The sequence below is a fragment of the Streptomyces uncialis genome (assembly GCF_036250755.1).
GTDB lineage: Bacteria > Actinomycetota > Actinomycetes > Streptomycetales > Streptomycetaceae > Streptomyces > Streptomyces uncialis.
This window is the reverse complement of the sequence record NZ_CP109583.1, coordinates 2,362,471-2,387,759: the sequence shown is the minus strand read 5'-3', so window position 1 is coordinate 2,387,759 and position 25,289 is coordinate 2,362,471. Positions and strand designations below refer to the sequence as shown.

At 68.6% G+C, this 25,289-nt stretch carries 14 protein-coding genes; 9 read left to right on the top strand and 5 right to left on the bottom strand.

What is annotated here, in order from left to right; genetic code table 11:
• Positions 1 to 168 precede the first annotated feature (168 nt).
• On the top strand, positions 169 to 7,662 hold the full coding sequence (locus OG711_RS09735; protein WP_266507392.1) for a LamG domain-containing protein: 7,494 nt from the start codon (positions 169 to 171) through the stop codon (positions 7,660 to 7,662).
• Between the two features lie 415 nt (positions 7,663 to 8,077).
• Here OG711_RS09735 and OG711_RS09730 read toward each other — a convergent pair whose 3' ends face one another.
• Positions 8,078 to 8,854 carry an alpha/beta fold hydrolase gene (locus tag OG711_RS09730; RefSeq protein ID WP_079184736.1) on the bottom strand — a complete coding sequence of 259 codons (777 nt, stop codon included), beginning with the start codon at positions 8,852 to 8,854 and terminating at the stop codon, positions 8,078 to 8,080.
• A gap of 57 nt (positions 8,855 to 8,911) precedes the next feature.
• On the opposite strand from OG711_RS09730, the gene OG711_RS09725 reads away from it, so the two are divergent.
• Entirely contained in the window at positions 8,912 to 9,385 is a 474-nt protein-coding gene (locus OG711_RS09725; protein WP_073789635.1) for a MarR family winged helix-turn-helix transcriptional regulator, read from the top strand.
• 83 nt (positions 9,386 to 9,468) lie between these two features.
• Here the strand turns inward: OG711_RS09725 and OG711_RS09720 are convergent, their stop codons facing one another.
• The gene (locus OG711_RS09720) at positions 9,469 to 9,954 is read right to left on the bottom strand and encodes an ATP-binding protein (RefSeq protein ID WP_143201251.1); all 486 of its coding nucleotides are present in this window, start codon (positions 9,952 to 9,954) and stop codon (positions 9,469 to 9,471) included.
• A gap of 812 nt (positions 9,955 to 10,766) precedes the next feature.
• Here OG711_RS09720 and OG711_RS09715 point away from each other — a divergent pair.
• The 4 genes from OG711_RS09715 to OG711_RS09700 all read left to right on the top strand — a co-directional run bounded on the left by OG711_RS09715 (position 10,767) and on the right by OG711_RS09700 (position 13,162).
• A complete protein-coding gene (locus tag OG711_RS09715) occupies positions 10,767 to 11,456 on the top strand; it encodes a hypothetical protein (protein ID WP_329559069.1) in 690 nt (229 codons plus the stop codon).
• A gap of 129 nt (positions 11,457 to 11,585) precedes the next feature.
• Positions 11,586 to 11,879, top strand: a complete 294-nt coding sequence (locus OG711_RS09710; RefSeq protein ID WP_266507386.1) for a helix-turn-helix transcriptional regulator — start codon at positions 11,586 to 11,588, stop codon at positions 11,877 to 11,879.
• Between the two features lie 66 nt (positions 11,880 to 11,945).
• Positions 11,946 to 12,842: a tyrosine-type recombinase/integrase gene (locus OG711_RS09705; RefSeq protein WP_245876821.1), complete on the top strand. Its 897-nt coding sequence runs from the start codon at positions 11,946 to 11,948 to the stop codon at positions 12,840 to 12,842.
• Positions 12,839 to 13,162: a site-specific integrase gene (locus tag OG711_RS09700; RefSeq protein ID WP_245876822.1), complete on the top strand. Its 324-nt coding sequence runs from the start codon at positions 12,839 to 12,841 to the stop codon at positions 13,160 to 13,162. The genes OG711_RS09705 and OG711_RS09700 overlap by 4 nt, the downstream gene beginning before the upstream one ends.
• A 122-nt stretch (positions 13,163 to 13,284) precedes the next feature.
• Here the strand turns inward: OG711_RS09700 and OG711_RS09695 are convergent, their stop codons facing one another.
• Both OG711_RS09695 and OG711_RS09690 read right to left on the bottom strand, forming a co-directional pair.
• Positions 13,285 to 14,814 carry a helix-turn-helix domain-containing protein gene (locus OG711_RS09695; RefSeq protein ID WP_073789641.1) on the bottom strand — a complete coding sequence of 510 codons (1,530 nt, stop codon included), beginning with the start codon at positions 14,812 to 14,814 and terminating at the stop codon, positions 13,285 to 13,287.
• Positions 14,815 to 15,064: 250 nt separating this feature from the next.
• Positions 15,065 to 15,577, bottom strand: coding sequence for an SgcJ/EcaC family oxidoreductase (locus OG711_RS09690; RefSeq protein ID WP_079184737.1), 513 nt, complete (start codon positions 15,575 to 15,577; stop codon positions 15,065 to 15,067).
• 173 nt (positions 15,578 to 15,750) lie between these two features.
• Here OG711_RS09690 and OG711_RS09685 point away from each other — a divergent pair, with 173 nt between their 5' ends.
• On the top strand, positions 15,751 to 16,413 hold the full coding sequence (locus OG711_RS09685) for a TetR/AcrR family transcriptional regulator (RefSeq protein WP_329559068.1): 663 nt from the start codon (positions 15,751 to 15,753) through the stop codon (positions 16,411 to 16,413).
• 645 nt (positions 16,414 to 17,058) lie between these two features.
• Positions 17,059 to 19,785, top strand: coding sequence for an aconitate hydratase AcnA (acnA, locus tag OG711_RS09680; protein ID WP_073790427.1), 2,727 nt, complete (start codon positions 17,059 to 17,061; stop codon positions 19,783 to 19,785).
• Between the two features lie 135 nt (positions 19,786 to 19,920).
• Here acnA and OG711_RS09675 read toward each other — a convergent pair whose 3' ends face one another.
• Positions 19,921 to 23,319: a GH92 family glycosyl hydrolase gene (locus tag OG711_RS09675; RefSeq protein WP_329559067.1), complete on the bottom strand. Its 3,399-nt coding sequence runs from the start codon at positions 23,317 to 23,319 to the stop codon at positions 19,921 to 19,923.
• A gap of 504 nt (positions 23,320 to 23,823) precedes the next feature.
• Here OG711_RS09675 and ngcE point away from each other — a divergent pair.
• A complete protein-coding gene (ngcE, locus tag OG711_RS09670) occupies positions 23,824 to 25,272 on the top strand; it encodes an N-acetylglucosamine/diacetylchitobiose ABC transporter substrate-binding protein (protein WP_073789647.1) in 1,449 nt (482 codons plus the stop codon).
• The last annotated feature ends 17 nt before the right edge of the window (positions 25,273 to 25,289 follow it).

The window sequence follows — 25,289 nt, the reverse complement described above, 5'->3', positions numbered from 1 at the left end:
GCCCATTGGCTTGGGTGTTCGATATCCGAGCGGTATGGGGGCGTGGTCCACTGCTGCCCAAGGTTTCTTGGTCATTTGCGCCGCTCTTGGGCGGCGGGATATCGCGGTGCTTTCGCTGCCTGCTGCCCTTTGCTGTTTCGGGGGGTGGCCTTCGAGGACGGATGGTTCATGACGGTCGATCAGGGCTTGCTGAAGGTGTACAGCGATCGGACGTACACGTATACGACGATGGTGCGGCATCAGGGGACGGTGCTGGCGTTCGCGCTGGATGACCGGCGGCGGATCGTGTACACGGTGCTGGATCTGTCCTTGCATGACGAGAAGCGGGGTGAGCTGGATGCCGCGTACTGGTCGGAGAACCCGGTCGAGCTGCCGTTCCCGGGGGAGATCGTCACCGTCGGGTACGCGGTGGTGGGGTCGACGGCGATGCCGGTGGTCAAGCGGGGTGGTCGGGTCGAGGCGGAGGACGGTGAGGAGCTGTCGGCGGAGGAGACCGATGGTTTCCTGTCGTCGACGGCGCGGTTGACCGCGTCCGGTGTGCCGTTCCAGGTGATATCGGACGGGACCCATGTGGTGGTGCTGCGGCAGGCGGTCGGCGCGGCCCATGCGGATGCGGTGTTCGCGCTGTCGGGCGGTGGCTGCTCGGGTGACCGGTCGCGGGCGGACGTGGTGACGGACACCGCGGGGGCGAAGGTGCCGGTGGTGGCCGACACCCTGTTGTGTGACCGGTTTCTGCTGGTCGGCGGTGCGCTGAAGCCGGTGGGCGAGGTGCGGTTCAAGCGCAGCCGGCACAAGAGCGAGCCGGAGTCGGCGAAGGACAGTCTGGGCGCGGCGGACATGGACGGGCAGCCGTTCTTCGAGCCGACGCAGGAGCTGGCGTTCATCCGGAATCTGACCGGGGGACGGTTCGCGGCGGTGCTGACGCCGACGGCGGTACAGGGGCAGCAGCGGTGGCAGTTCTTCGCCTTCAACCAGGTCACCGGGCGGATCGACTCGTTCAATGTGGAGCAGGGCGCGGACGGTCTGTTCAACACGCAGGGCAGCCGGTACTGGACGAGTCCGGATGAGCGTTACCGGGCTTCGGTGTTCGAGCGGGAGCCGGGGACGTGCCCGTTCACGGGTCTGGCGCTGGTGCCGGTCAGCTCGGAGACCCGGCACGCCGAGACCGCGCTCAGGTTCAACGGCACGAGTGCGTATGTCGATCTCGGGGCGGCGCCGGCGCTGAGGTTCGAGGGCCGGGCGTATGCGGTGGAAGCGTGGATCCGTCCGGATGCGGCCGGTGGTCCGGTGGTGGCGCGCTGGTCGGGTACGGGGCAGGGCGGGTTCCGCCTGCGGGTGACCGGTACGGGGCAGGTGGTGCTGGACCACGGCGCGGGTTCGCTGACCGCGGCGCAGACGATCACCGCCGGCGTGTACGCGCATGTGGCGGTCTCCTTCGACGGGTCGGTCGCCACCGTGTACGTGAACGGTGCGTTCAGCGGGAGCGCCGTGCTCGCTTACGGGCAGGACGGCACGGCGGGGCTGCGGATCGGTGCGGCGCAGGGCGGCGGGTTCTTCGCCGGGGTGATCGACGAGGTGCGGATCTGGCGGCGGGGCCGGGCCCAGCACGAGGTGGCCGAGGAGCGGGTCCACCGGCTGATCGGCAACGAGCCGGGTCTCGCCGCGTACTACCGGCTGGACGAGGCCGCCGGGACGCGGGCCTTTGACCAGACGGACAGCGCCGCGCACGGGACACTGACCGGGACGCCCGCGTGGGTGACCTCGCTGGCCCCGGTCGGTGACCATCCGGGGGTGCGCCGGGACAGTTTCACGGTGTCCGGGCGGGATGTGGTGTCCGGTCTGTCGGCCTCGCTGTACTACCAGCAGGAGGAGGCGGTGTCCGGCTACGGTGACGAGGCCAAGCCGGCGAAACGTCAGGCCCGCGTCCTGCTCGCGTGTGCCACCCGGCCCAGCGGGACCCCGGCGGCGGAGGCGCACATCGCCGCTGTCGACTTCGGGGTGGGGGTGGACGGGCGTCTCGCCGACGTGCCGGACGTGGTGACCCTGTCGGAGGTCGGCCGCCCGGTGGAGGAGTCCGCCGACCGGGTCACCGCTCAGGAAGGGCGGGTCGGGCAGCTGGAGCAGGAAGTGCGGACCATTCAGAACGAGGTCACTGCCCTGACGGTGGAGAAGGCGGGGCTTGAGGCGGAGATCGCCCGGATCATCGGGTCGGGTTCCACCGACCCGATGAAATGGGCCGTCTCTATCAGGATGGCCGGCCAGGAAATTTACCTGGGCCGCTGGTCCGGCGATATGGTGGGGGATACTTCCACGCCCGGGATGCGTTGGCAGTTGAGGCCGGTGCCCGGTGTGGAGGGCCGTTACGGCAACCCCAGGGTGATGGTGGTCGCTCTGGATGTGGGCGACAGGGTCATGGGCACGTCGTCGGCACTCCCCAGCCCCCACCCACCGGGCGCTGTGGGCAGCGTGCTGCAGCCCGCTGTCACCGGCACGCCGTCCACGAACGTCCAGTGGTATGTGAAGGGCGACATACGTACCGGCTTCACCCTCCAGCAGGTGGACTCCAATCTCTGGTATCGCGGCTTTCAAGTGGGGCCGGAGGACCTTGCCATCGCGTTACGGGCCGAGAAGGTGGGGATGGCCCCGGACCCGCAGCTGCTGCTGAAGCAGAGCCGGCTCGCTGTCGTCGGTCCCCTTATCCAGCGTCGGGAGCAGGATCTGGCGGTGAAGCAGGCGGACCTCGGGCTGGCGCGCGAGGAGCTGTCGCGGCTGACCGGGGCGCTGCTGGGTTCGGCTGATCTGGTGCTGTCGGTGCCGATCATCGCGGTCGACGCGAACGGTCTGAGCAGTGCGGGGGCGGTGCTGCGGTTCGCGCGGAGTTCGGCCACACCGTTCCTGATGGACAGTGCGGCCGGGCGGGTGGCCATGTATTTCCGGGGGGCGAACGGGCAATTGTTCGCCGCGTATCTGGACACCAGTGCGGTGCGCGGGGTTCAGCAGATCGCCGCGGCCGGGGTGACGGCGCTGTTCACCGCCCGTGATCCGGGGCTCGATCTGGGGGCGGGAACGCAGATCCGTGTCACCGATGCGACGGTGAACGGCGCGGCGGCCGCAGGATTGTGTGATCTGACGGTCACCCGGGGTACGGAGACGGAGGTGTTCGCGCGGCTGCCGCGGCGGGCCCGGGATCTGGCGGCGATCGTCAACGGTGTGCCGGACGAGCCGGTCCAGGTCGGCACGGTGGCCAGTGTCTCCGGCGACCAGGTGCGCCTGACCCAGGCCACTCCCGTGGCGGTTCCCGCGTATGGGTATCTGTGGATCGGGAGTGCCTCCCATCTGGTGACGACGGCCGCCGTGGTCGGTGCGACCACGCTGCGGGTGACGCCCCCGCCGTCGGCCGGGATCACCCCCGGGACGGTGATCTCCCTCGTGCGTTACGACACCACCAAGGCCACCGCCTCGCAGCCCGGTGTGTCACTGACCCGGGGCTCGCGGTGGATCACGGTGAGCGCGGACAAGGCCGAGTCGCCGGTGCCGAACGGGACCGCGACCGTGCGGGTGTCCGGGCACGGCAGCCGGTGGCGCGGGGACTCCCCGGGCCGGGCCTTCTCGTTCAACGGGGCCTCGCACCGGCTGTCCCTGCCCGCCGCCCGGCTCGAACAGGTCACCGCCCCGGCTGGGGACCTGACCGCGGAGGCATGGATCAAGCCCCACCTCATCCCCGCCGCCCGCTCACGGATCCTGCACGCCAGGAGCGCGGACACCAAGGCGGCTCTCGCCCTCACCTCCGCAGAGGCGCTCCCCGGGGGCATGCTCCTGGACGGCAGCAACGACGCCCTGGGGATTAACCAGGCCGACCCCACGGGGACGGATTTCACCATCGAGTGCTGGCTCAAGCGCACTGCGAACCGCACCTCCGTGGACACCATCGTCTGCTGTGGTGTCAACGGGCTGACCATGGGTTTCACCGCGGACGGGAAATTCAGCTTCGGGTTCAACGCCTCAGGCTCCGCGCAGACTCTCACCACCGCCGCGGCCTACAACGACAGTGAGTGGCATCACTGGGCGGTCACCTTCGACCGGACCAGCAAGGTCCAGGTCATCTACCGGGACGGGCTGGAGGTCGCCCGCCGCACAGCCACCGGGGTGCCCACCGCCAGTACCTTCATCGTCGTCGGCCGCACCGACACCGGCACCACCTACTTCTTCTCCGGGCGGCTGGCGGAGCTGCGGACGTGGAACGTGGCCCGGTCGGCGGCCGACATCAACGCCGACCGCTACCGCCGTATCACCTCCACCGAGCCGGGGCTGACCGGCGCCTGGATCTACGAGAAGTCCCGTCTGGACACCGCGTACGCGGACGGCCAGCTCCTGTTCACGGACACGGGTCCGCTCGGACGTCACGGCGGCGTCTGGGGCGACCCCGCCACGTCCGATTCCGCCCTGACGAAGTACCGCATCGTGGCGGCCGTCGGGGACAAGGTCCGGCAGAGCCGGGACAGCTACCCCTGCGGTGACTGGTCCCATCTGGCGGCCGTCCACGAGCAGTCCTGGGCGCTGCGGTTCGACGGCACGGCGTGGGCCGAGACCCCGGACGCGGACGCCCTCGACATCACCGGGGACCTGACCGTCGAGGTCTTCGCCACCATCGACGCGATCGGCACCCGCCAGGGCCTGATCTCCAAGGGCCGGCTCGGGGACGGCACCGGCGGCAGCGTCCCCTACCAGCTCACTGTCCTCGCGAACGGGAAGCTGGAGTTTGCCTTCGAGGAACCGGGACCGGTCGTCAAACGTTTCACCTCCGCCACCGCGATCACCGCGGGCTTCCACCGGATCGCCGTCGTCCGCAAGGCCGGCAGCACCACCCAGGAAGTCAAGGGCAAACGCAACTTCCCCGTCACCGGCGCCGACGGCACCACCACAAGCCAGGAATTCGACGTCGTGGAACGCGTCGACGTCGCGGAATGGCAGGACATCCGGTTCGTCGTCGACGGCACCGAGCTCGCCATCATCAACCCCGCATTCCTTTTGCAGCCCCAGCCCCAGAACCAGCCCGCAACACTCATCCCCGTCGACTACGGCCGGTACACCGGCCCCGGCCCCCGCGGCAACGACGGCGCCCTGGAGATCGGCCGCGTCCAGGACGGCACCACCGCCCATGCGCTCAAGGGCACCATCGGCGAGGTCCGCATCTGGGGCAAGGCCCGGGACAACCAGCAGCTCGGCACCGTACTCCAGCCGAGGGACGACGGCCTGATCGCCCGCTGGACGTTCGAGGAGAACGAGGGCAACTCCACCACCGACACCGCCGGCGGATACGACCTGAAGCTGCGCCGGGCCCGTTGGACCACCGACCCCGACCCCCGCGCCAGCGCCTTCACCCTCTACCGCGACGGCCGCCCCATCCCCTGCGACACCCCCGCCACCTCTCCTCTCGGCGAGTGGGGCGACGAACAGCTCACCCTCGGCGCTCTCAACCGTGCCGGCACCGTCAGCGACTTCTTCCACGGCACCCTCGAAGAGGTGCGCCTGTGGCGCACCGCCCGCACCCCCGAACAGCTCCTGGACAACCTCTTCACCCGCCTCAAGGGTGACAAACAGGACTTGCTCGCCTACTGGCCCTTCGACTCCGACTCCACCACGGTCACCGCCGAAACCGTGGCGGACCACTCCCTGCGCGGCAACCACCTCGATGTCGGCACCGACGCCACCCGCCCCCGCATCGTTCTGTCCACCGCCCCTGTCTCCACCGACACCGCCACCGTCCGCTCAGCCCTCGCCGGCGTCCGCACCCTCTTCCACCAGAGCGCCACCGCCGGACCCGCCGCAGCCGAATACGCCGACCTCCAGTACACCCAGAGCGGCGAGGCATACGGCGTCCTCAAACGCTCCTACAGCCACCTCAGCGACGGCTTCTGGCACCTGACCACCGGCTACAAGGTCGGCGACCTGGTCAGCGAATGGGTCAGCCAGATCCAGTTCGACCCCCAGCTCATCGGCTACATCGAAGGCGCCCCACCCGTCCCCTCCGAAAACCTCACCGGCGGCACCGACCCCGCCGGCTGCTCCACCGTCACCTTCCAGCAGGCCGACGAGGTCACCTCCACCCTCTCCTCCGCCCACGAACGCAGCGTCGACACCAGCTTCAGCCTCACCGCCGCAACCGAAGTCGACCAGGAAACCCTGATGATCATCGCGCCCGTCGGGTTCGGCATCGCCAGGCCACTCTTCGACGCCAAGGTCAAAGGCGGCCTCGGCGGCAGCCTCGAATTCTCCAACGCCTGGACCAACGAGACCTCCGTCTCCCAGGGCACCAGCACCGAACGCAACACCACCGCCACCCTCACCGGCGCCTGGGAAGACCCCGCCACCCTCCTCAATGACGCCATCGGCCGCCGCTACGCCCCCGCCAACCAGGGCTACGCCCTCGTCCAGTCCGAGACCGCCGACGTCTACGCCCTGCGCCTGGCCCACACCGGTGACCTGGTCGCCTACCGGATGATGCCCAACCCCGACATCCCCAGGGACTGGAACATCATCAGCTTCCCCATCAACCCCCAATACACCAAACAGGGCACCCTCGACGGAGCCGTCGGTTTCAACGAACGCGGCAAGGTTCTCGACCCCGCCTACCCCAACGCCACTCAGCGCGGCGACTACAGCTACTTCAAACCCCGCGAGGCGTACGCCATCAAACGCCGCATCATGCGCGAACGCCAGCAACTGGAGAACTACTACAACACCGTCTCCACCGAAACGAGCAAGAGCGACCCCACCGCCGAGCGCGCCGGCAAGGTCCTGGAATCCTTCATCGGAGCAACACCCCCCAGCCCCGACGCCAAACAGCCCACCGCCACCGCCGACGCCTTCGCCAACCGCAACATCGCCAACACCTACGTCTGGACCGCCGACGGCGGCTTCTTCGCCGAAACCACCGGCACCACCGACGTCGTCACCCAGACCACCGGCGGCTCCTACACCTTCTCCGGCAAAGTCACCGGCACCCTGGAAACCAGCTTCGAAATCTCCGGCGTCGGCGTCGGCCTCCAGTTCGAGGCCAGCCTCGGCGGCGGCACCACCGTCACCCGCACCCGAAGCCGCGAAGCCACCCGCTCCCACAGCATCGAAGTCGAGTGCAATCCCACCCGCGACCTCCAGAAATACGACGACAAGGGCGTACCGGTATACGCCGCGGGCAAACCCGTCCTCGTCCCCGGCAAAGTCGACGCCTACCGCTTCATGACCTTCTACCTCGGCCAGGACACCACCCACTTCGACGACTTCTACAACAAAGTCGCCGACCCCACCTGGCTCGCCAACAGCAACAACCCCAACGCAGCCGCCCTGCGCCAGGCCCGCCACAGCGACCGCAAACCCCCCTGCTGGCGCATCCTCCACCGCGTCACCTACATCTCCCGCATCCTCCCCGCCATCCCCCCACCCGGAGCACCCCCGCTGGAGAAGGCCCTCCACGACGTCGACGTCACCAGCAACTACGAACTCATCCGACGCCTCGACCCCTACGTCTCCACCGCCACCTCCTCCCGCGCCGAACTCGCCGACGCCACCCGCACCGCCCTCACCACCCACCTCCCCCTGCTCCTGCCCCACGCAGCGGAGATCGCCCAGTTCCTCGGCGACTACTACGGCATCACCGACTAGCAGAGCACCGGGCCCGCACTCCGTCGAAGTGACCCATCGCGTTTACGAAGGGTGCGTCTACGGCCACCAAGCAGCAAATGAAGATTGAGAAGGAGTTTGCCTGGGCCGATTAGTTCTGTGGGCCCCTGGGCAGTTGGCCGCGCCTGAGTAGGGCGCGGCCAGCAGCCAGCGTGGAGTGAATTGCAGGCGCGGTAATAGGGATCGACCCTTCGCCTCTGCGGCGGACGATGCTGATGAAGGCGCCCTCGATGCATCCGTCGACTACTGACCCATGGACAAGGAAAGGCTTAAGTTCCTCGGGCTGTGGTGATGTTGGCCAGTTGGGATTCCCCCACTGGCGGCCAATTAGCGGGGGAGCTATCTGGCCGCCGTTGGTGACATTCGGTGATCGTGGAGCGAGGAGTCGGTTGGGTGGTCACAAGGTGCGTAGGAAGTCTTCGAGCGCCCTATTGAAGACGTTCGGGCGTTCCATGTTGGGGTAGTGGGCGGTTCCGTCGATCGATGTCGCGTGGCCGTTGGTGACGGTGTTGGTGAGGCGTTCGGCCATGCCGAGGTGGTCGGGTGAGTCGATGGTGCCGTTGATGGCCAGCACGGGTACGTCGATCTTGGCGGCACGGTTCCAGGTGTCGCGGACGGGGATGCGCGGGTCGGGTTCGTCGGGGGTGTGCTTGGACAGGGTGCTGCGTGTCATCTCGCGCAGTCGGCTGACGACTTCCGGGTCGAGATCGTCGAGGGTGCGGTGCGGGCCTGCGGCGAAGAGTGTGAACTCCTCGACGGCGGCGTCCAGGTCGCCGGCGGACATCGCCGACTGCCACGCGGTCCAGGTTTGAGTGGTCCAGGGGTCGGTGAAGTACGGTTCGCTGGTCCCGGAGCCGCTGACGACCACCGCACTGACCAGTTCCGGATGCTCCAGCGCGGTGTCGACCGCGATGCTTCCCCCCATGGAGACGCCCACCAGGATGGCGGGGCCGGTGCCCAAATGTCGTAGCAGCGCGGCGAGGACGTCGGTGTGCCGGAACGGTTCGGTGGCGTTGGCGGACCGGCCGTGGCCTCGGGCATCGGGCGCGATAATGCGGTACCGCGCGGCGAGGGCGGGGATCTGGTCATTCCACATGCGGTGGTCCAGGAAGCCACCGTGCAGCAGGACGAGGGGGCGGCCAGTGCCGGTATCGAGCCAGAACAGATCATTCATGACAATCAAGGTGTCATTCCTGTAGGAAAATGGCAACCAGGGTGTCATCCTTGTGGGATGAATGAGACAGATCGTGGCCTGGCATCCGAAGAACTCACTGAACGACTCACCGAGGTGTTCGACTTGGTGGGCCCGCTGTACCGGCGTACCCAGCGCAAGGTGGAGCAGGACGTGTCCGTCGAAGGACTGTCGGTAGGGGTGCGGGCCGTACTCAATCTGCTCCATGAACATGGCCCCATGACCGTCCCTCAGATGGCACGGGCGCAGACACTCAGCCGCCAGTTCGTCCAGCGTATGGTCAACGACGCGACCACACGAGGTCTGGTCGAACCTGCCCCCAACCCGGCCCACAAAAGGTCCCCCCTCATCCGGCTGGCCGAACAGGGTCGGACCGCTATCACCGCCGTGCTCGACCGCGAACGCGCAGTGCTGCGCCAAGTCGGCGGTGACCTCACCGACACCGAGGTCGACGCCTGCCTTCGGGTCCTCTCCCGCCTCCTCGAACTCATGGGCAACGGCGACGTCGACTGAGCCAGGCCGCAGGAGATCGCCCGATTGCTCGCAGGGAGTGACAAAGTAACTGGCCGTACGTGGGGAATCCCAACTGGCCGCCGTCACTGTGGCGGGATATGGAGAAAGACAATCCATTGCCCTGATCCATGGGAGAACTCCTCAATGTCAAGGAGATTCGGAGGAGGGTATAGGTGGTGCTCCAGGGCGCTCTGATAGCGACGCAGCGTGCGTCCGTCGAGGGGTACGGGGCAAATGCTGTGAATCAGTTCTCCCGAAGGAATTTTCTTTCCTCGCATGCCCACCACGACGATGCCGCCGTGCTCGGCGTTTGCAAACCTTGCTACTGCCTGGGCAATTGAGATCTTTCCGTGCTGTGTATCGAGGTCATAATGTGCACGCTTTACGTCGAGCCATGAGCCTTCTGGTTGGCCGATCAGAACATCGGCCCGCCCCGCACGGAGCGGCTCGATGGTCGTCTCGCGGGTAAGTTCCCCGCTCTCGGCGGCTTCAACATCGCGATACGGGCGACAGGTGTTCTCGAACTGAAGTTCCTCTTGGGTCTTGTCGAAGCGGATGGTTCGCGGCAACGGAGGGCCTCCCAGGGGTGTCGACGGGGGCGATCGTTTGGCGCGGGGTCGCGCATCCCGTCGCTGCGCGGCCCCTGTTCGCCGCTGCGGTCTTCAGATGATGCCTGGAGGTCAGCCCCTGTCGCAGGTCTATCGCGATCAGCGCGAACCAACGACAAAGAGCGGGAACCAGTGAGACTGGTTCCCGCTCTTCATCCTTGGCATCTGCGCTGGTCAACCGCAACATCGTGCCGGTTGAGGCGAGGCTCCGGCAGGATTCGAACCTGCGCACACGGCTCCGGAGGCCGTTTCGCTTTTTTAGTGACGAGTAGTCGATCGAGCGGAAAGGTGTCAGCGGCTTGGCGGGAGGCGCTCTGGTCGGTATTTGTTCAGGGTGGCTGTACGTCTGGCAGAACTCACCTCCGGGTTTCCCCTTGTGTCGGCGAGGCGTTGGGTGCGCGATGCGTTCGAGTGCAGTTCGCCGACGGCAGACCAATTCGTGCTTGATTTGACTGGATATTTTCGCCAGAGATATGTCAACCTTGATCATGTCGGTGCGAGGGCCTGCTGAGGGGCCTCGGGAAACAGTCGAAACCTGTGGCCCAGTGATCTGCCAAGGTGCTCGGCGCACCCGAACTCTTCTCTCTCGTGAGACGCCGGCCATGTGACTCAACCACGAACGGCAAGTCGGGCTTCGTCGCTCCTTGTACCACGCAATCCCCGGTTCGCGAAACCGGGAATCTTCCGGAGCCTTGTAGGTGTCCTTCGGTGCTGAAGCCGGATGGGCGTCTTGTTCCGTTGGAAACGCACCCCTATTTCGAGGAGTCTCCCCTGTGGCTGCTGTTGTTGATGAAAGGTTCCTGCTGTCGGATCGGCAGCGAGACGACTTGCTGAATCGGATCGGTCAATGCCCGCGGAACGGCCGCCCACTGCGCGCCTTCCTGTCGTCCGTAGCCCTGGCGGCACTGAGGCCGCATGAGGCATTGGCTCTGCGGGTGCGTGACGCGAATCTGCCCAACCAAGGCCCGGGCGAGCTGATGGTTCTTCCTGGCCGTCTCAGGAGCGGGGACGAAGCCGTGGAGGGCGTTGGTGTTGTGCGGGTGGTTCCGGCAAGCCCGGAATTGGTGGAGATTCTGAAGGCGGAAGTCGCCCGGCGTGGCCTAGGTCCGGCGGACCTGATGTTCACCCGCGATGACGGTCGACCGTTGCCCGGGGCCGTCTACCGCAAGGCATGGCGCAGCGCGCGGGAAGCCGTCCTGGAGCCCCACGAGTTCAGCTCGCCTCTGGGCAGAAGGGTCTCCGACCTCCGAGACACCTGTATTGCAACCTGGCTGAGCGGGCACCGCACCGCTTGGGATATCTCCAACCTGGCTGATCGGACCGGCATCAGCGTTTCTGCACTCGCCCGCCGCTTCCCGCACCGCTTTCAGCCGCCCGCGTCGGCCGAAGCTTCCAACGCCCTTATTGAAGCCGCCTTCGGCACAGCCGGCCCGGAGCGCGCACCGACGCACGCTGCCCGATAGCCGCAACGCGCATTCGATCAGCGGCCGGATCACAGATCTCGTCGCTTTCTCAGCAACTGCCGCGGGTGGGAGAACCTCGCCGTTCCCCGCCCGCGGTCGGCCACTCGCTTCACTCACACAGGACTCCCCATGCCCACACACCCACTTCCCGCCCCCTTCGTCGCTGTCGGCGCGGCGTTCCTGAATGTGAAAGACGCGGCCGAATACCTCGGCCTCTCGCCACATACGCTCTACGTCTGGCGGCACCGGCGCCAAGGGCCGCCGAGTTTCCGTATGGGGCCACGGGGCCGCGTCATGTACCGCCGGGAAACCCTGGACGCCTGGATCCATGAACAAGAACAGGCCGACTCCCGCTGCAATACGGAACTGAGCCCCCTCAACGCCCCGCGTCACTACCGATCCGGCAGCTCAGCGGTCGCCTGACCTGATCGGGCGCCCCCCGTTTCCGTTCGAAGGAGAGATTTGCCCGGCTACATCGAAGATCGCTGGTTGAAGAAGCGCCCCAGCCGGGAGACCGGCAGGCGTGAGCGCACCGCCATGTACGGAAAGTGCACCCGCTACCGGGTGAAGGGGATCCCGGGTGTCAAGGACCGTTCGTTCGACGCGCTGAACGATGCCAAGACCTGGCTCGCGACAGCCCAGACCGACGTGCGGCGCCAGGAATTCGTCGACCCGCGGGACGGCGACCTGCCTGTCAAGGACTACATCAGCGTGCACTGGTGGCCTACCCAGAGCGGGGACCCGTCCACGATCGAGCGCATCGAACAGCGGGTGCGGCGCCACATCCTTCCGCACCTCGGAGCGCTCCCCCTGAACGCCGTGGGCACCGACGTCCTCCGAAGCTGGAAGAAGCGGCTGGAACAGGACCTCGGGCCCACCTCCATCCGCCTCGTCTGGGCCACGCTGTCCAGCGTGCTCCAGGCAGCCGTCGAGGACCGCAGGCTCGCACGCAACCCGTGCCGCGCTAAAACCGTCCGGCCGCCCGCCGCTGCTCCGGGCAGGCTGGAGGCATGGCCGCAGGAACACGTACGGACAGTCCGCGCCGCCCTCCCGGACCGCTACCGGATCCTCGTGGAGATCGGCGCCGGTCTCGGCCTGCGCCAGGGCGAGGCGTTCGGACTCAGCCTGGACGACTTCGACTTCGACGAGGGCGTCGTCCACATCCGCCGCCAGATCAAGATGGTCCGGGCGAGCCTGTGCTTCGCGCTCCCCAAAGGCCGCAAGGTCCGCGACGTGGCACTGCCCTCCAGCGTTGGCGAAGCAGCACGACGGTACGCGACCGCGTTCCCGTCCGTGCCGGTCACCATGGCCTGGGACGACCCCCGCCCACCGGAGACACCGGTGGAGGCCAAGCACCGCCGCCCCGGACGTACAACCTGCTCGTGACCGGCCGCGAGCGCAAGGCGATCAACCGGAACTACTTCAACTCCTACATCTGGAAACCCGCACTCACCAAGGCCGGCGTAATCGGCGGCCTGGAGCAGCGCGCCGACGGACAGCGCGTCTGGGAACCCTCCCGCGAACACGGCTTCCACGCGCTGCGCCACTTCTACGCCTCGGAGCAGCTGGAGGCCGGTGAGTCGGTCGTCTCACTCGCCCAGTGGCTGGGACACTCCGACCCGGGGTTCACTCTGAGGAAGTACGCGCACTTCCTGCCCCGGGCGGGCGCCCGCGGCACCGCCGCCATCGACGCCCTGTTCGGCTAACCGAGATTGCGGCCCGGGAGTGCTCCCGGGCCCAAAGTCCCAGAGAAGTCCCACAGACGCCGCCGCACCCCCATCAGACCTTTGTTTTGGCAGGTCAGACGAGGTGCGGCGGCGCTCGTATGTCAAATGTCCCGGAACGTCTCGATCTGGGCGCCCACGGAGTTGAGGCGCTCCGCCAGTTCCTCGTAGCCGCGGTTGATGACGTACACGTTCCGCAGGACGGACGTGCCCTCCGCGGCCATCATCGCCAGCAGGACGACCACCGCCGGGCGCAGCGCGGGCGGGCACATCATCTCGGCGGCGCGCCAGCGGGTCGGGCCCTCCACCAGGACGCGGTGCGGGTCCAGGAGCTGGAGGCGGCCGCCGAGCCGGTTGAGGTCGGTGAGGTAGATCGCGCGGTTGTCGTAGACCCAGTCGTGGATGAGGGTCTTGCCCTGCGCGGTCGCGGCGATGGCCGCGAAGAAGGGCACGTTGTCGATGTTCAGGCCGGGGAAGGGCATCGGGTGGATCTTGTCGATCGGCGCCTCCAGTTTGGAGGGGCGGACCGTGAGGTCGATCAGCCGGGTGCGCGCGTTGTCGGCGACGTACTCGGCGGAGCGGTCGTGGTCGAGTCCCATCTCCTCCAGGACCGCCAGCTCGATCTCCAGGAACTCGATGGGCACCCGGCGGATCGTCAGCTCCGACTCGGTGACGACGGCCGCGGCCAGCAGGCTCATCGCCTCGACCGGGTCCTCGGAGGGGGAGTAGTCCACATCCACGTCGATGGTGGGGACGCCGTGCACGGTCAGGGTGGTGGTGCCGACGCCGTCGACCCGTACGCCGAGCGCCTCCAGGAAGAAGCACAGGTCCTGGACCATGTAGTTGGAGGACGCGTTGCGGATGACCGTGGTGCCGGCGTGCCGGGCGGCGGCCAGCAGCGCGTTCTCGGTCACGGTGTCGCCGCGCTCGGTCAGGACGATCGGCCGGTCGAGCTCGGTGCGGCTCTCGACCTCCGCGTGGTAGAGCCCTTCGGTCGCGGTGATGTCCAGGCCGAACCGGCGCAGGGCGATCATGTGCGGCTCGATGGTGCGGGTGCCGAGGTCGCAGCCGCCCGCGTAGGGCAGCTTGAAGTGGTCCATCCGGTGCAGCAGCGGACCGAGGAACATGATGATGGAGCGGGTGCGGCGGGCGGCGTCCGCGTCGATGGCCCCCATGTCGAGCTCGGCGGGCGGCACGATCTCCAGGTCGACACCGTCGTTGATCCAGCGGGTGCGCACACCGATGGAGTTGAGGACCTCCAGCAGCCGGAAGACCTCCTCGATACGGGCGACCCGGCGCAGGACCGTACGGCCCTTGTTGAGGAGGGTCGCGCACAGCAGCGCGACGCAGGCGTTCTTGCTCGTCTTGACGTCGATGGAACCGGACAGTCGGCGTCCACCGACCACACGCAGATGCATGGGGCCCGCGTAGCCGAGGGACACGATCTCGCTGTCGAGAGCCTCACCGATGCGGGCGATCATCTCAAGGCTGATGTTCTGGTTTCCGCGCTCGATGCGGTTGACGGCGCTCTGACTTGTGCCGAGCGCCTCGGCGAGCTGGGACTGGGTCCAGCCACGATGCTGCCGGGCGTCACGGATGAGCTTGCCGATGCGTACGAGGTAGTCGTCTGCCATGTGCCGCAGGCTATCTCAGATATGAGATGACGTTATCGCCAGGGTGCGCCATTGGAGTTGCCGAATCCCTCGGATGGACCCACCGTTGTCGCCCGGTCGGCGGTCTGCTTCCGATCCTGCGGGACCCGGCCCGGCGGGGCAACCGCGCCTGCTCCGTCCGGGCGCGAACCGCCTGTTGGGCCCAGTGGGGGAGTCGGGGCCGTCGCCTCCCCGGGCACCGGCCCCGCACCTCGCCCGTCCGGTCGAGTGGTCAGCCCAGGACCGGAGTGGTCTGCGCATGGGTGATCCGCCATCCGGTACCGGGCGTTCCGCTCTTCTCCAGGACATAGGTGAGCGAACCGGTCGTCGTATGCACCTGTACGTCGTCGCCTGTCACGGTCGCCGGGTCCCGCTCGTCGCTCACATGCTTGACGCAGGCGACCACCGCCACATCCGCGCGGACGAACCGGATGTGCAGCACGTCGACCGTGGTGAGGATCTTGGCCAGCGGCGAGGCGACGGCCACGCGCATGACCTTCTCCATGGAGTCCCGGCCCAGCAGCCGGCGTCCGACGAAGTTCACGATCGACACGTCCGGGGTGTGCAGCGCGATGAGCCGCTCGACATCGTTCTGGTGCTCGCCGGCGTCCGCGATCAGCCGCTGGATGGCATCGATGTCGGCCACCCGCTCCCCGCTCGCCACGCCGACCCCGGTCACCTCGGGTGCCGTGGAACCGGTGCCCGGTCCGTCGCCCGTGGTCGTCCCCTGCGGTGTGCTGGTCATGGTGCCGCTCCCCGTCATGTCGGTGGGCCGTCCGGCCGGTTGCCCGCGAACGCCCTGCGGAGCGAATTGCTCCGGTTAGAGGGGGACTCTAATCGCGGAGCGTTTCGCTCCGCAAGAGGTCCGGGGAATCCCGCCCGCTTTGCCCGCCCGCACGGCGATTACGATGCGTCGCTATGACGCCACCCGAACGACGGGGCCCCCGCCAGGCGGAGGCCGAGCGCAACGACCGCGCGCTGCTGCGGGCCGCTCGTGAGGTGCTGGCCACCGAGGGCGCGCACGCCTCGGTGGCCGCGATCGCCGCGCGCGCCGGGGTCGGCATCGGCAGCCTCTACCGCCGCTACCGCACCAAGGAGGAGCTGTTCCAGCGGCTGAGCGTGCTCTCCGTCGAGCACTGGATCGCCGCCGCCGAACAGGGCCTGACCGACCCCGACGCCTGGTCCGGACTGGCCGGGTTCCTCACCGCATGCGTCGAGTTCGGCCAGGGTTCGCTCGGCCCGATCGCCGGGACCATCGAGGTCACCGACCGGATGCGGAAGGCGAGCGACCGCTCGGACCGGCTCCTGGACGAGCTCGTGGACCGCGCCCACCGGGCCGGAGTGCTGCGCGCCGACGTCACCCCGGTCGACATCGCGCTGCTCATCGAGCAGCTCGGGACCTCCCCGGTGCTGGACCAGCTCCGCAAGCAGGGCCGTGACGATCTGGTGCCCGAGGCCGAGGCGGCCCGGCGGCGACTCGTCGCCCTCGCGCTGGACGGTCTGCGCGCACCGGGCGCGGGTCGGCTGCCCGGCACGCCCCCCTCGCTCCGGCTGTTCACGGAGCGCTGGTCCCGCGACTGACCCGGCCCTGATGCCGACCTGGGCCGGTGCCTGCGATCCGCTCCCGTTGTTCGCGACCGGCCCCGTGACTGTGACCCGCTGCCGTGTTCGTGCCCCGCTCCCATGTCCGCGACCCGGCCCCGCGACGGTGGCCGGGGTCCGCGACCGACCGGGGTCCACCCCGCCGACCGCCTCCGGTGACCGGTCCTGCCCACCCGGCGACCGGCCCCGCCCACCCGGCGACCGATCCGGCACCGCCCCGGACCGATCCGGCCCCACCGGCGACCGATCTCGTCCCGTCGGTGACCGATTCTCTTCCGGTGGCCGGTCCGGGACCTCCCCGTGCCGCCGCGGACCGGCGATCGCCCCCCCGCCCGTGGTCAACGCGTATGGGGCGGCCGGGTCGTGGGGGGCGGGAGCGCGGGAAGGGGCGGCGGGTCCGGGGCATGGGGGACGGCGCGGTGAGCCAGGACACCGGGTCCGGGCATGACCGCGCCGCCGCGATGTACTAGAGTTATCTCGACATCGAGATATCTGCCGAGGCGTACCGCAGCCGCCCACCCCGGTTAGGTCTACCTAACTTAGCCTTACCTTAGCGGATCGGCGAGGGGGCGTGGCGGCAGGATTGCGATGGCGGTAGTACGCGCACTGATGAAGGAGACTGTCGTGTCGGCGAACAGCTTCGACGCCCGCGCCACACTGAGTGTGGGCGACGAGTCGTACGAGATCTTCAAGCTGGACAAGGTCGAGGGCTCCGCGCGCCTTCCCTACAGCCTGAAGGTGCTGCTGGAGAACCTGCTCCGTACCGAGGACGGCGCGAACATCACCGCCGACCACATCCGGGCCCTCGGTGGCTGGGACTCGCAGGCGCAGCCCAGCCAGGAGATCCAGTTCACCCCGGCCCGTGTGATCATGCAGGACTTCACCGGTGTGCCCTGTGTCGTGGACCTCGCCACCATGCGTGAGGCCGTGAAGGAGCTGGGCGGCGATCCGGCGAAGATCAACCCGCTGGCCCCGGCCGAGCTGGTCATCGATCACTCCGTCATCGCCGACAAGTTCGGCACCAACACCGCCTTCGCGCAGAACGTCGAGCTGGAGTACGGCCGCAACCGCGAGCGGTACCAGTTCCTGCGCTGGGGCCAGACCGCGTTCGACGAGTTCAAGGTCGTCCCGCCGGGCACCGGCATCGTCCACCAGGTGAACATCGAGCACCTGGCCCGCACGATCATGGTCCGAGGCGGCCAGGCGTACCCCGACACCCTCGTCGGCACCGACTCGCACACCACCATGGTCAACGGCCTCGGTGTGCTGGGCTGGGGCGTCGGCGGTATCGAGGCCGAGGCCGCGATGCTGGGCCAGCCGGTCTCGATGCTCATCCCGCGCGTCGTCGGCTTCAAGCTGACCGGTGAGCTCACCCCCGGCACCACCGCCACCGACCTGGTGCTGACCATCACCGAGATGCTCCGCAAGCACGGTGTCGTCGGCAAGTTCGTGGAGTTCTACGGCGAGGGCGTCGCCGCGACCTCGCTCGCCAACCGCGCCACCATCGGCAACATGTCGCCGGAGTTCGGCTCCACCGCCGCGATCTTCCCGATCGACGGCGAGACGCTGAAGTACCTGCGCCTGACCGGCCGCAGCGAGCAGCAGGTCGCGCTCGTCGAGGCGTACGCCAAGGCGCAGGGCCTGTGGCTGGACCCGGCCGCCGAGCCCGACTTCTCCGAGAAGCTGGAGCTGGACCTCTCGACGGTCGTCCCGTCGATCGCCGGTCCCAAGCGCCCGCAGGACCGGATCGTCCTCGCCAACGCCGCCCAGCAGTTCGCGCTGGACGTCCGCAACTACGTGTCCGACGACGAGGAGGCGGGCAAGGAGTCCTTCCCCGCGTCCGACGCCCCGGCCTCCTCCAACGGCGTGCCGTCGAACCCGACCACGGTCACCGCGCCCGACGGGTCCACCTACGAGATCGACCACGGCGCCGTCACCGTCGCCGCGATCACCTCGTGCACCAACACCTCGAACCCGTACGTCATGGTCGCCGCCGCGCTGGTGGCCAAGAAGGCGGTCGAGAAGGGCCTCACCCGCAAGCCGTGGGTCAAGACGACCCTCGCGCCGGGTTCCAAGGTCGTCACCGACTACTTCGACAAGGCGGGGCTCACCCCCTACCTCGACAAGGTCGGCTTCAACCTCGTCGGCTACGGCTGCACCACCTGCATCGGCAACTCCGGCCCGCTGCCGGAAGAGGTCTCCAAGGCCGTCAACGACCACGACCTCGCGGTCACCTCGGTGCTCTCCGGCAACCGAAACTTCGAGGGCCGGATCAACCCCGACGTCAAGATGAACTACCTGGCGTCCCCGCCGCTGGTCGTCGCCTACGCCCTCGCGGGCTCCATGAAGGTCGACATCACCCGTGACGCCCTGGGCATCGACCAGGACGGCAAGCCGGTCTACCTCCAGGACATCTGGCCCACCGAGGCCGAGGTGAACGACGTCGTCGCCAACTCCATCGGCGAGGACATGTTCAACAAGTCCTACAGCGACGTCTTCGCGGGCGACGCCCAGTGGCAGTCCCTGCCGATCCCGACCGGCAACACCTTCGAGTGGGACACCGAGTCCACCTACGTCCGCAAGCCCCCGTACTTCGAGGGCATGACGATGGAGACCACCCCGGTCTCCGACATCACCGGCGCCCGGGTGCTGGCCAAGCTGGGCGACTCGGTCACCACCGACCACATCTCCCCGGCCGGTGCCATCAAGGCCGACACCCCCGCCGGCAAGTACCTCACGGAGCACGGCGTCGAGCGCCGCGACTTCAACAGCTACGGCTCCCGCCGCGGCAACCACGAGGTCATGATCCGGGGCACGTTCGCCAACATCCGGCTGCGCAACCAGATCGCGCCGGGCACCGAGGGCGGCTACACCCGCGACTTCACCCAGGCCGCCGAGTCCGCCGACGCGCCCGTGTCGTTCATCTACGACGCGTCCCGCAACTACATCGAGCAGGGCACCCCGCTCGTCGTCCTCGCGGGCAAGGAGTACGGCTCCGGCTCGTCCCGTGACTGGGCCGCCAAGGGCACCGCGCTGCTCGGCGTCAAGGCCGTCATCGCCGAGTCCTACGAGCGCATCCACCGCTCGAACCTCATCGGCATGGGCGTCCTCCCGCTCCAGTTCCCCGAGGGCGCCACGGCCGAGTCGCTCGGCCTGACCGGCGAGGAGACCTTCTCCTTCACCGGCGTCACCGTGCTGAACGACGGCTCCACCCCCCGCACCGTGAAGGTCACCACCGACACGGGCGTGGACTTCGACGCGGTCGTCCGCATCGACACCCCGGGTGAGGCCGACTACTACCGCAACGGCGGCATCATGCAGTACGTGCTGCGCTCGCTGATCCGCAAGTAGCCGGCGGCGGGCCCCGGCCCGCGTCAGGACACCGAGGAGGGCCGCTCCCCCTGAACGGGGTGCGGCCCTCCTTTCCATGCGGCCCCGGCCGCCAGGGAGCCGTACGGACGGCTGTACGGGGCACCCACGCGCCGCTCAGCCCAGCAGCTCCACCTCCGCGAGGGTCCCCGGACCGTCGAACACCAGCCGGTAGTGGGGATAGGCCACCGGTGCCCCCTGCTCCGCGCCGACCGGGAACACCCGCAACTGCCGGTCCCACGCGAACGATTCACCCGCCCGGCGGTCCAGGATTCGCCAGCGCCGCCCGTCCGCCGAACCCTCCAGCGTCCAGCCGGTGGGCGCCCGCCCCCGGTCCGCCGAGGTCAGCGTGTACTGCGCGGCCCGCCTCGCCCCGGCCACCGGCAGCGCCAGCACTCCCACCTCGGCCGAGGTCGCCGAGGTGTCGTCGAACAGCGGACCCGTGCCCCGCTGGATGTCCGAACGGGGCGCGGGCGGCCGGTCGTCCCCGGTGATCGAGGCGGGCGCGGCGTCCGGCCCGGTACCCCATGACGAGGGCTCCGGCCCCATCTCGAACTCCAGCACCCCGCCCCGCGCCAGCACCCCGTGCGGCAGCGCCGTCGAGTGCCACGGCCTCCCGTTGACCTTGAGCCCCCGCACATACACATTGCGCGCGCTGTTGCGCGGCGCCTTCACCACCAGCGTGCGGCCGTTGTCCATCCGCACCCGCGCCTCGGTGAACAGCGGCGACCCCACCGCGTACTCGTTCCCGCCGAGCACCAGCGGATAGAACCCCAGCGCGGAGAACAGGTACCAGGCCGACTGCTCGCCGTTGTCCTCGTCCCCGTGGTAGCCCTGGCCGATCCCCGACCCCGTGTACAGCCGGGCCAGCACCTCGCGGACCTTCTTCTGCGTCTTCCACGGCTGCCCCGCCGCGTCGTACATGTACAGCGTGTGGTGCGCCACCTGGTTGGAATGCCCGTACTGCCCCATCCGGACGTCCCGCGCCTCCGTCATCTCATGGATGACCGAACCGTACGAACCGGGGAACCGCGCCGTCTCCGGGGTGGCGAAGTACGTGTCCAGCTTGGCCGCGAGCGCGGCCCGGCCGCCGTACAGGTTCGCCAGCCCCCGGGAGTCCTGCGGCACCGTGAAGGCGTAGCCCCAGCCGTTGGTCTCGGTGTAGTCATGGCCCCACACCCTCGGGTCGTAGCTCCGCGACGGCACCCGCCAGCGGCCCAGCCGGTCCCGCCCCTGGAAGAACCCGGCCTTCGCGTCGAAGAGGGTGACATAGTCCCGGGCCCGGTCCAGGAAGTACTCCGCCTCCTCCCGGTAGCGCCGCTCACCGGTCCGCGCGTACAGCGCCCCGGCCATCCGCGCGATGCCGTGGTCGTTGACGTACCCCTCCATCGCCCAGGACAGCCCCTCCCGGGTGTCCGTCGCCGTGTACCCGAGATACGGCGAGGTCTCCATGCCCTTGCGGCCCACCCCCGGCATCGGCGGCACCACCGTCGCGTTCTTCAGCGCCGCCTCGTACGCGGCCCCCGCGTCGAAGCGGACCCCCTTCAGATGGGCGTCCGCGAACGCCACGTCCGAGGACGTGCCCGTCATCAGGTCCGCGTACCCCGGCGAGGACCACCGCGAGGTCCAGCCGCCGTCCTTGTACTGCTGCACGAACCCGTCCACCAGGGTGCCCGCGTGCCGCGGCGTCAGCAGCGCGTACGCCGGCCAGGTCGTGCGGTACGTGTCCCAGAAACCGTTGTTGACATACGGTCTGCCCTCGACGATCCGCGCCCCGGTACGGGTGGGCGTGTCCGGACCGGGCTGCGGCGAGAACGGCGACGCGTAGAGGAACCGCCGGCCGACCCGCTCGAAGCCCGAGTTCGGATACAGATACAGCCGGTACAGACCGGAGTACAGGGTCGTGAGCTGCTCCGGGGTCGCGCCCTTGACCTCCACCCGGCCCAGCAGCCGGTCCCAGCTCCGCCCCGCCGCCGCCCGCACCGCGCCGAACGGCATGCCCTCCGGGATCTCGCGCCGCAGATTGGTCTTCGCCTGCTCCACCCCGATCAGCGAGGTCGCCAGCCGCAGCGTGACCGTCCGGTCCCGGCCCGCGTCGAACCGCAGGAACCCGGCGACCTCTCCGCCCGCGTCGCTCCGCAGCCTGCCGCCGTCACGCACCGGCGCGTCGAACTCCCCGTACACGAACAGCCGTGTCGCCCCCGTCGACAGATCCGACCTCACATCGGAGAAGCCGGTCACCACCCCCCGCTCCTGGTCCAGGGTGAGCCCCGCCCGGTCGGAGATGTTGTCGAGGACGACGCTCGCGTCCGCACCGGGGAAGGTGAAGCGCAGCATCGCCGCGTGGTCCGTCGGCGTCATCTCCGCCCGCAGCCCGTTCTCGAACGTCACCGCGTAGTGATGCGGGCGCGCCGTCTCGTTCTCGTGCCGGAACGCCAGCGCGCGGGCCCGCCGCCCCGCGTCCGGGATGCCGGGCGCGGCCGACGGCATGATCTGGAACGTCTGCCGGTCACCCATCCACGGACTGGGCTCATGGCTGGCGCTGAACGCCTGGAGTCTCGGCAGATTGTCCGCGCCGTTCTTCCGCGCGTAGTCGTACAGCCAGCTCAGCGAGCCCGCGTCGGTCACCGGCGTCCAGAAGTTGAAACCGTGCGGCACGGCCGTCGCCGGAAAGGTGTTGCCACGCGAGTACGCCCGGCTGGAGTGGGTGCCCCGGACCGTGGAGACCCGCTCCGACGGCCGCACCCCGGCCGCCGCCACCGGTTCCGGCTCCGCGGTGCGCAGCGCGATGTCGTCGACCCAGCCCTGGAACCGCGCCGGACCGCCGGGCGCGTCGTACGCCACCAGCACCCGGTCCACCGTCCGGCCCCGCGCCACCGCGCCGATCCGCGCGACCACGTCGTTCCACTGGTTGACGTACAGCGACTTCGCCGCGCCCTGGCCCCGCGGGCTCAGCGGGAAACCGTGCTGGTCGACCGCGCCGAGATCGCTCAAGTAGCCGCCGTCGGTGAACGCCAGGTCCACGGCCACATGGGTCGCCGCCCAGTCGGGGTCCCCGTCGGCCATCGCGGGGAAGACCCGGTAGGCCAGCTCCGTGTCCCGGCCGACGGCCACATCCACGTCGAAGACCTTGTGGTACGCGTACGCCCGTCCCTCGCCGCGGTGCCGCCCCGCGTAGGTGAGCGCCCTGGCCCCGGTGAAGCCGGCCCGGGCCTTGGCGGTGGGGGAGGCGGTCGGGCCCCGGTCGACCCGGGTCCGCATGTGCGGGAGATCCGGGGAGCCGCCGTCGACACCGGAGGTCCGGCGTTCACCGGTGGCCGTGGTCTCGGCGGAGTCCAGCCAGTCCGGCGCGGGTTCACCGTTCTCGAAGGAGGACGCGAACCCCGCCGCGGGCCCGGGCGGTGGCGCCCCGGGGAGGGCTACGGCGGGGTCCGCCCGCCCCGGGGCCAGCAGCGCGAGGGCCGCCACGCCCACGATGAGGCCGTTACCTGATCCATGCCGCGTTCCACGCCGCATCCGAGTTCCCTCCGGGAAGTGGACAACGTTGTCAATTCCGTTGCGCAAGGAACAGTACTGCGGTAAGTGGCGTGAGGTGTCCAGGGTGTTGTCCGTGATGCCGTGGGGCGTACGGGGGGTTCGGCGCGCCGGGCCCGGGAGGTTCATCGGGTCATCGGATGTGCGGAAGCGAACGCGTCCCGCGGTGGTCGCGGGGAGGGCCCGGGGGAGGTCGGGCTATATATCCGTGAGGTCTCAACTAGGGAAAGACTGCCGCCCAAACCTGCATTCGATCTTGCCCGCGCGTCCTCAAGTGGACTATACCTGTGCGCGTCCGCAGCAGTTTCTGGCCGCGGGCCGACCGGGGGGGAAGAGGGGAACGCGGAACAGTGGTGTCAGGGGGCACCGGTACCGCACATTCCAGCCGATCCCGTGGTTTTCTGTTCGACCCCAGCTTCATCACACCGCGGTGCCGGGGAGGGTCCGGTTCACCGCCTGAGTCCTGGAGAAGGCGAGGACTTGAGCATGGGATCTTCCGCCCAGAACAAGCAGAACGGCGTCGGCCGCCGTGATCTGATCAAGCGGTCCGCTGCACTCGGCCTGGTGGCCGTGCCCACGATGAGCTTCCTGTCGGCCTGCGCGAGCGGCGACAGCGATTCGGGCAACAAGGTGGAAAAGGGCAAGAAGACGGAGAAGAACCCGCTTGGCGTGAACGAGAGCGCCCAGGTGGAATTCGTCCTCTTCGACGGTGGATTCGGCAAGGAGTACGCCGAGGACGCCAACAAGATCTACGAGAAGAACTTCCCCAAGGCCGGGAAGGTCAAGTTCACCACCACCCAGACGATCCAGCCCGTCCTCCAGCCCCGCTTCAACGGGGGCACCCCGCCGGACCTCATCGACAACTCCGGCAAGGACCAGATGGACATGGGGGTCCTGGTCGGCAAGAAGCAGCTGTCCGACCTCACCACCCTGCTCGACTCGGCGTCGTACGACGACCCGAACAAGAAGGTCCGCGACACCCTGCGGCCCGGCATCGTCGAGATGGGCCAGTTCGAGGGCGAGCAGGTCTGGATCCTCTACTACGCCTACACCCTGTACGGCGTCTGGTACTCGCAGAAGGCCCTCGACGGCCTGGACGAGACCTACCCCGAGACCTGGGACGACATGCTCAAGGTCTGCGAGAAGGCCAAGAGGAAGGGCATCGCGGGCTGGACCTACGCGGGCAAGCACCCGTACTACCTGCCGTTCTCGCTGTACCCGATGATCGCCAAGCGCGGTGGCCGCGAGGTCCTCGACGCGATCGACAACCTTGAGCCCAACGCGTGGAAGCACCCCGCGGTCAAGGAGTGTTTCGAGGCGTACTACGAGCTCTTCAAGAAGGGCTACATCCTCAAGGGCACCCCCGGTCTCGACCACATCCAGTCGCAGACCGAGTGGACCAAGGGGAAGGCGCTGTTCATCCCCAACGGCTCCTGGGTCGAGAACGAGGCCGCGTCCACCATGCCGAAGGACTTCGGTCTCACGGTTTCCGCCCCGACCGGTATCGACTCCTCCGACAAGATGCCCTTCGGGACCATCTGGGCGTCCGGCGGCGAGCCCTTCATCGTCCCCGCGAAGGCGAAGAACCCCGAGGGAGGCATGGAGCTCCTGCGCACCATGCTGAGCGAGGAGTCCTCCAAGAACTTCACCTCCAAGGTCAAGTCCCTGACCGCCTTCAACGGTGGCACCACGGGCATCGACCTCAGCCCGGGTCTCAAGGCGGGCGTGGCCGCGCTGGAGAAGGCCGGGGAGAACGTGGTGAACCCGCGTCTCCAGGACTGGTACGGGCAGCTCCAGCGTGAGCAGATCGGTGTCGCGGTGCTCAGCGGTCTGCTGGCCGGCAGCGTGACACCGGCCGAGGCCGTCAAGCGGATCCAGGACTTCGCCGACGCCACGGCCAAGGACGATTCGATCAAGCACTACAAGCACCAGTAAGCCATGGGTCACCAGCG